Genomic DNA, 7522 nt, shown 5'->3' with positions numbered 1-7522 from the left:
GGGGGCATCCAGCGCCTCGCTGCCCAGCGTCATGCGCTCGCCCTCGATGGTGATCACCTCCACCTTCATGACGTTGTGCACGGTCAGCCCGTACTTCAGGCAATGCACGCCACCGGCATTCTCGGCCACGTTGCCGCCGATGGAGCAGGCGATCTGCGAGGAGGGGTCCGGCGCGTAGTAGAGGCCGTAGGGGGCCGCCGCCTCGGAGATGGCAAGATTGCGCACCCCGGGCTGGAGTCGGGCGATGCGGGCGTCCGGATCCACGTCGAGGATGCGGTTGAAGCGCGACATTACCAGCAGCACGCCCTTCTCGAGGGGCAGGGCGCCACCGGAGAGGCCAGTGCCCGCGCCACGAGTCACCACCGGCACGCCCAGAGCGCGACAGCGCTTCATCAGCGTCTCGACCTGCTCGAGAGTCTCGGGCAGGGCGACCAGCATGGGCAGTACGCGGTAGGCGGAGAGGCCGTCACACTCGAAGGGGCGAAGGTCCTCCTCGCGGTGCAGCAGGTTGAGCCCGGGCGCTGCCTGCTGCAGGTCGGCCAGGACGTCGGCCTTGTCGATTTCCGGCAGCTCGCCGTCGAGCCGCTCGTCATAGAGGATGTTCATGTGGCTTCCTCGCTGGATGGCCCATGACCCGCACGGGCCGGGCAGATGACCGGTTGTGACTACCAATCTGTGCTTTCTGGACGGGCGTGTCCAGTCTTTGGTTCTCTGGTCAGACCAGTTGTGGGTATAATTCTGGAAAGGATTTCCAAGATACACTCTCGCACGCGAGAGGACATCCCTCGAAGGAGACGGTCATGCCCCGTTACCATGATGAGCTGGTCACCACTTCACGCACCCCCGATGCCATCGCGGCCAGACTCGAGGAGCTGATCCTCGATGGCGTGTTCCGCCCCGGCCAGCTGCTGCCCTCCGAGCGGCGCCTGAGCGAGAGGTTGCAGGTCTCCCGTGCCTCGCTGAGGGAGGCGCTGAGGACGCTGCGCAGCAAGGGGGTCATCGTCACCCGGCAGGGGCGGGGCTCGGAGGTGGCGCAGCTGGTCACGGCGGCACAGGACACGCCGTTGATGCATCTTTTCCGTGATCATCCGCGGACCCTCTTCGACCTGTTGGAGGTGCGCTCTCTGCTCGAGGGCGAGTCGGCCAGCCTGGCGGCCAGTCGGGGAACGCCGTCGGACCGGGTGCTGATCACTCGCCGCTACGAGGAAATGGCCGATTATGTGCAGCGCGCCGAGTCGATCGATGTCGAACGCCTGGCGCGGCTTGATCACGGCTTCCACTTGGCCATCTGCCAGGCTTCCCACAACCCGGTGCTGGTCCACACCCTGCAGAGCCTGACGGACCTGCTGCTGAGTTCGGTGTTCGCCTCGGTGAAGAACCTCTATCACCGGCCGGCTGCCCGCGAGATGATCAATCGCCAGCACGCGCGGCTCTATCGCGCGGTGATCGAGGGCAAGCCGGTCCTCGCCCGGCGTGTCGCCCTGGAGCATCTCTCCGGCGTGGGCGAGCAGCTGCGGGAGATCGAGGCGGAGGACCAGCGGCTGGAGCGCTCGGCCATGCGCCTCGAGGGTTGGCAATAGGGTCATGAGTGGGCGACGTCGAAGGTGGTTTCGTCCTCGATCACGCCAGCAAGGGACGCCACCTCGAGTTTGTTGCAGAGATGATCGCGCAGGATCTGTCCCAGGCGCCTGCCGTCTCGTGCCTCCAGGGCAAGGATCATGTGCTCGTGGTCCTGGACAGCCTTGCGCCAGAAGTCATCAGTCATCTTCTTTGAATAGCGGACCCGCTTCACCCGCTGGTTGAGGTTGCTGTACGTCTCCAGCAGGACCTCATTCGCCGAGGCGGCCAGGATCGCCTCATGGATCCCCCGGTTGACCCGGAAGTAGTCCGGCAGGTTGCCATCGCGATAGTGCCCGAGCATCTCGTCATGCAGCGCACGGATGGCCTTGATCCCCTCGTCGCTGATGTTCTGGCAGGCGAGCTCGCCGGACAGCCCTTCAAGGGCCCCCATCAGATCATAGGTATCCTTGACCATCTTCAGGGTCAGGCGCACGACCCTGGCCCCGCGATTGGGCAGCAGCTCGATCAGGCCCTCGGAGGCGAGGACCTTCAGCGCTTCCCGTAGTGGCGTGCGGGATACCCCGAACCGCTCGCAGAGCTGCTTCTCCGATATCCGCTCTCCCGGTGCGAGTTCCCCCTGCTCGATGAGTTCCCGGACGCGGTCGGCCACGTCCAGGTAGAGGCTGCGATGCTGGATCTTGCTCATGGCATGGGTCCCTCTAGGCAATGACCTTCTGATGGTCTCGGCCGCGTCACCAGACCTGTCGGTTCTTTCCCCTTTCCCGGTTGGGTACAGGCCAGACTGGCATTCTTTCACGAAAGGTATTATGAATTCAAAATCCAACCAATATCTATCTCGGTAATTATCAGGAGTCTCCCATGGCCGGCAAGGTCTTTCACAGTCATTTCCAACTTGGCCGTTTTCAGGCCAGGGCCATCCTGGACGGGGCCTTCGCCCGGGCGCGTGAAGCCTCGATGGAGCCTCTCACTATAGTCGTGCTCGACGGTGGCGGGCACGTTGTCGCCGCCGAGCGCGAGGACGGCTGTGCCCCGCTGCGATTCCCGGTAGCACAGGGCAAGGCTTTCGCCTCCCTGGGCAATGGCGCCTCGAGCGGCGTGGTCGGTGCCCGCAATGCGGAGCGACCGGCCTTCCTCGCCAGCGTGGCCGCCGCCTCGGGCGGAAACTTCATCCCGGTGCCGGGAGGCGTACTGATTCTGGACGAAGAATCCCGGGTGATCGGCGCCGTGGGCGCCAGTGGCGCCTCGTCGGGCGAGGACGAGGCGGCGGTCATCGCCGGTATCGAGGCGGCAGGACTGGCCTGGGGACTGGAGCCCGTCTGACTCAGCGCTCCGTCTCTCGACCAAAGTATAATACCTAATATTGAATTTTGAATTCAAATTTAATTCTTGACGGTCGGACTCACCGCGCCGTTGGATGGCCGAGGATGACTCGGGTCGTCGGGATGTGTCCCGCGGACCACCAGGAGCCACCACGGCCTGGAGACTGTCCCAAGAGGGCGCGCCCCCCGGGCAGTACACCTACAACAACAAGTCAGTACTGGAGTATCCGATGAAGATGATCAAGACAGCATTCGCCAGCGCCTCTCTGGCCTTGAGCCTGACGCCAGCATTCGGTCTCGCCCAGACCGAGTTGCAGTTCGGTCACGTGGGCAATCCCGGTTCGCTGTTCGATGCTTCCGCCAGCGAGTTTGCTGAGCGTGCCAATGAGCGGCTGGGCGACGACTACGAGGTGGTGGTTTACGGGTCGAGCCAACTGGGCGGCGACAGCTCCATGATGCAGAAGCTCAAGCTCGGCCAACTGACCTTCACGCTGCCCTCTTCCGTGATGTCCTCGGTGGTCGACGAGTTCGGCCTGTTCGAGATGCCCTACCTGATCAAGGATCGGGAGCACATGAAGCGGGTCATCGAGGAGGTCATCGAGCCTGACCTCTATCCGCTGGCGGAGGAGAAGGGGTACAAGATCCTCGCCGTGTGGGAGAACGGCTTCCGCCAGATCACCAACAACGTGCGGCCCATCAATACGCCGGAGGATCTCGACGGCCTTAAGCTGCGCACACCCAAGGGCATATGGCGTGTGAGCATGTTCGAGGAGTACGGCGCGAATCCGTCGCCCATGGCGCTCTCCGAAGTATTCACTGCGCTGCAGACCGGCACCATGGATGGCCAGGAGAATCCGCTGGTGCAGATCTACTCCCAGAAGTTCCAGGAGGTCCAGGACTACCTGTCGCTGACGGGCCACGTCTATACCCCGGCCTACGTGGTGGTCTCCAGCAATCACTGGGAGGACCTGCCCGAGGACGTGCGCGACGTGCTGATGGAGACGGCCCAGGAGGTCCAGGACTTCGTCTACGAGACCGCCGCCCGACAGGATGAGGAACTCCTCGGCAAGATGGACGCCGCCGGCATGGAGATCAACGAGGCCGACAAGCAGGCGTTCATCGATGCCAGCGGCCCCATCTACGAGCTCTTCGACGAGGAAGTGGAAGGCGGCGGCGACCTGGTCGACCGCGCGCTGGCACTCGGCCAGGAAGAGTAGGCCGTTCCGCCCCCCGACCGAGGACTGCCCCGCCGGGGGCGGTCCCCCTTACTCTGTTCGACGGAGTGGCTTACATGTCCCTTGCGAGACTGCGATCCGGCTTCGAGTGGCTGCTCGAAGTCATCACCATGTTGCTGGTGGTGTCCCTGACGGTAGTCGTGCTGCTCGGTGTCACCTTTCGCTTCTCGGGTAACTCCCTTGGCTGGTACGACGAGGTGGCCGCCGTGATGCTGGCCTGGGTGACCTACTACGGCGCCGCCCTGGCGGCGCTCAAGCGGGGCCATATCAGCGTACCCGGCCTCGTCTTTTCACAGCCACGGGCTGTGCGCATGACGCTGGTGCTGATCGGCGAGGCCATCATCCTGACCTTCTTCGTGCTGCTTGCCTTCTATGGCATGCGCGTTATTCAGATTCTCGGCGGCTCGACGCTGGTCAGTGTGCCGATTCCGGTAGCTGTCACCCAGTCAGCCATCCCCATCGGCGCCGCGCTCTACGTGATAGCGGAACTGGTCAACCTGCCGACCATCCTTCGTGAGGCCTGGGAAGGCAAGGCACCGCCCTCGGAGCAGGATATCGTGGAGGAATTGCAATGACGACTGCCCTGATCCTGCTCTCCGGGTTGGCAATGATCTTCATCAACGTGCCCATCGCCGTGGCGCTGGGGGCTGTGTCCCTGATTGCCATGCTGGTGCTGCAGGGGCCGAACAGCCTGCTCAGCTTCCCCATCGTGATGTTCGATGGCTCGACCAAGTTCCCGCTGATCGCCATCCCGCTGTTCGTGCTGGCCGGGGCCATCATGAACACCGGCGGCATCTCCCGGCGGCTGATCGATTTCGCCTCGGCGCTGCTCGGCTTCATCCGCGGCGGACTGGCGATGGTCAACATCGGCACCTCACTGTTCTTTGCCGAGATCTCGGGCTCGGCGGTGGCCGACGTCGCCGCCCTGGGCTCCATCCTGATGCCGGCGATGAAGAAGAAGGGGTATCCGGCGGACTTCACCGCCGCCATCACCTCGTCCTCGGCGTCGCTGGCGATCATCATCCCGCCGTCCATCCCGATGATCCTCTACGCCGCCATGGCCGACACCTCGGTGGTGCAGCTGTTCGTGGCCGGCATCGTCCCGGGGCTGCTCGGCGGCGTGTCGATGATGGCGCTCGCCTGGTACTTCGCGGTCCGCTACCAGTACCCGGTCGAGGAAGCCTTCCAGCTCAAGAGGGTCTGGGCCACCTTCAAGGCGGCGGGCCTTGCCTTCCTGCTGCCGCTGATCATTCTCGGCGGCATCTTCGGCGGCTTCATGACCGCCACCGAGGGCGCCGCCCTGGCGGTGCTGGCGGCGCTGCTGATCAGCTTCCGCTACGGCGAGCTGCGCTGGAGCACGCTGCGCGGGGCCATGGTCGAGGGCGGCGTGCAGACGGCGGTGGTCATGCTGCTGGTGGCGAGCTCCGCCCTGCTCGGGGACTTCCTCACCCGCGCCCAGCTGCCGCAGACCCTGGCGGCGGTGATCGGCGACTTCACCAACAACAAGTACATGGTGTTGGCGTTGCTCAACGTCTTCCTGCTGGCGATTGGCATGATCCTGCATTCGGCGGCCGCCATCATCCTCACGGTGCCCATCGTCATGCCGCTGGTGATGATGGTCGGCATCGACCCGGTGCACTTCGGCATGATCGTCACCCTCAATCTGGCCATCGGCCAGCAGACGCCTCCGGTGGCAAGCGTACTGATGACAGCCTGCTCGGTGGCCAAGGCGGACATCTGGGACGTGGCCAAGGCTAACGTGCCCTTCATGATCCTGCTGTTCGTGCTGCTGATGCTGGTCACCTATGTGCCAGTCGTGCCCATGGGCCTGGTGGAGCTCTTCTACCGGTGATGCTGCCTGACCCCCCTGACGGGAGAGAGATGATGAGCGACGAATCCGTGATCCTGCGGCGCGAAGGCGGCATCGCCTGGATCGGCTTCAACCGCCCCGAGAGCCGCAACGCCATGACCTGGGCGATGTATGACGCCCTGGAGGCCTGTTGCGACCGGCTGGCAGCGGATGACTCGGTGGTGGCGGTGGTGCTGCACGGAGTGGGGGGAGAGGCCTTCGTGGCCGGCACTGACATCACCCAGTTCACACACTTCGCCTCCCCCGAGGATGCCATCGGCTACGAGCGGCGCATCGATCGGGTGGTAGGCAAGCTCGAGGCCCTGCCAAAGCCCACCATCGCCATGATCGAGGGGGCCTGCGTGGGGGGCGGGGCGGCCCTGGCGCTGGTCTGTGACTTCCGCTATTGCACGCCCACCATGAAGTTCGGCGTACCCATCGCCAGGACGCTCGGCAACACCCTGTCGATGACCAACGTCTCGCGGATGGTCGACATGGTTGGTGTGGCACGCACCAAGGAGGCGCTGATGATGGGCCGGCTGTTCGACGCCGAGGAGGCCCGCGAGGCTGGGCTGGTTAACGCCATCCATGATCCGGAAAGCATTGCCGACGAGGTCGCCGAAATTGCCGCCGAGTTTGCGCGTCGCGCCCCGCTTACTGTCCAGGCCAGCAAGGCGCTGGTGGGGCGGGTGCTGGCGGAGCGCCGCGCTGCCCCCGAGACCGGCGACGACTGGGTTACCACCTGCTATATGAGCGACGACTTCAAGGCGGCGGTGAACCGCTTCGTCCACAAGACGCCCTTCGAGTGGACGGGGCGCTAGCCATGCCGACAGAACCCCAAGGAGGGAGCACCCCGATGCTGCCACTGCAGAACCTCAAGGTCCTCGACATCTCCCAGATCATGGCTGGCCCCTACTGCACCATGGTGCTGGCCGACATGGGCGCTGAGGTGATCAAGGTCGAGAAGCTCAACGGCGGCGATGACAGCCGCCAGATGGGCCCCTATGTCAATGACGAGTCGACCTGCTTTTCGCAGATCAACCGCAACAAGAAGAGCATCTCGCTCAACCTCAAGGACGACCGGGCCCGGGAGATCTTCTACCGGCTGGCGCGGGACGCCGACGTCATCGTCGAGAACTACCGCACCGGGGTGACCCAGTCCCTGAAGATCGACTACGACACCATCAAGGCGATCAATCCGGGCATCGTCTACTGTTCGATCTCCGGCTACGGACAGACCGGCCCCTACCGGCACAAGGGCGGCTTCGACCTGGTCGCCCAGGGCATGACCGGGTTGATGTCGATGACCGGCGAGCCGGGGCGTCGTCCGCTCAAGACCGGCATCGCCGTCTACGACATCGGCGCCGGCCTGACCGCCACCTACTCGATCCTCGCCGCTTGCATCCACAAGATGAACACCGGCGAGGGCCAGCATATCGATATCGCCATCACCGAGTGTGGCCTGCCCTGGTATACCTGGGAGGCGGCGGCCTACTTTGCCGAGGGCCGGGTACCCGAGCCTACCGGCTGGCGCCATC

9 protein-coding genes are annotated in these 7522 nt (G+C 64.4%); 7 read left to right on the top strand and 2 right to left on the bottom strand.

Translation table 11 applies throughout. The annotated features are described in order from the left end of the window. Positions 1-606 (bottom strand): FAD-binding protein (locus tag RI841_RS05605; protein ID WP_310704598.1); only part of this gene is annotated, 606 nt, incomplete at its 3' end. 194 nt (positions 607-800) lie between these two features. Between RI841_RS05605 and glcC the strand changes: the two genes are divergently transcribed. Beyond that, positions 801-1580: a transcriptional regulator GlcC gene (gene glcC, locus RI841_RS05600; RefSeq protein ID WP_310704597.1), complete on the top strand. Its 780-nt coding sequence runs from the start codon at positions 801-803 to the stop codon at positions 1578-1580. A 2-nt stretch (positions 1581-1582) separates the two neighbouring features. On the opposite strand, the gene RI841_RS05595 is transcribed toward glcC, so the two are convergent. Continuing rightward, positions 1583-2266, bottom strand: a complete 684-nt coding sequence (locus RI841_RS05595) for a GntR family transcriptional regulator (protein WP_310704596.1) — start codon at positions 2264-2266, stop codon at positions 1583-1585. A 173-nt stretch (positions 2267-2439) separates the two neighbouring features. Here RI841_RS05595 and RI841_RS05590 point away from each other — a divergent pair, with 173 nt between their 5' ends. The 6 genes from RI841_RS05590 to RI841_RS05565 form a co-directional block, all read left to right on the top strand. Then, entirely contained in the window at positions 2440-2901 is a 462-nt protein-coding gene (locus tag RI841_RS05590) for a heme-binding protein (protein WP_310704595.1), read from the top strand. Positions 2902-3130: 229 nt separating this feature from the next. Then, positions 3131-4117 (top strand): TRAP transporter substrate-binding protein, encoded by a 987-nt coding sequence (locus tag RI841_RS05585; protein ID WP_310704594.1) that lies wholly within the window; start codon positions 3131-3133, stop codon positions 4115-4117. 74 nt (positions 4118-4191) lie between these two features. Continuing rightward, positions 4192-4710: a TRAP transporter small permease subunit gene (locus RI841_RS05580; RefSeq protein WP_310704593.1), complete on the top strand. Its 519-nt coding sequence runs from the start codon at positions 4192-4194 to the stop codon at positions 4708-4710. Further along, positions 4707-5987 (top strand): TRAP transporter large permease, encoded by a 1281-nt coding sequence (locus RI841_RS05575; RefSeq protein ID WP_310704592.1) that lies wholly within the window; start codon positions 4707-4709, stop codon positions 5985-5987. Before RI841_RS05580 ends, RI841_RS05575 begins: the two co-directional genes overlap by 4 nt. A 32-nt stretch (positions 5988-6019) precedes the next feature. Further along, positions 6020-6805, top strand: a complete 786-nt coding sequence (locus RI841_RS05570) for an enoyl-CoA hydratase/isomerase family protein (RefSeq protein WP_310704591.1) — start codon at positions 6020-6022, stop codon at positions 6803-6805. Between the two features lie 35 nt (positions 6806-6840). Continuing rightward, positions 6841-7522: CoA transferase (locus RI841_RS05565; protein WP_310704590.1), on the top strand; the 682-nt coding region annotated here is incomplete at its 3' end.

Origin of the sequence: Halomonas sp. (assembly GCF_031581305.1) — a bacterium.
Taxonomy (GTDB): domain Bacteria; phylum Pseudomonadota; class Gammaproteobacteria; order Pseudomonadales; family Halomonadaceae; genus Halomonas.
Note: the sequence above shows the minus strand (reverse complement) of the source record. Positions and strands in the feature narration are given on the sequence as shown.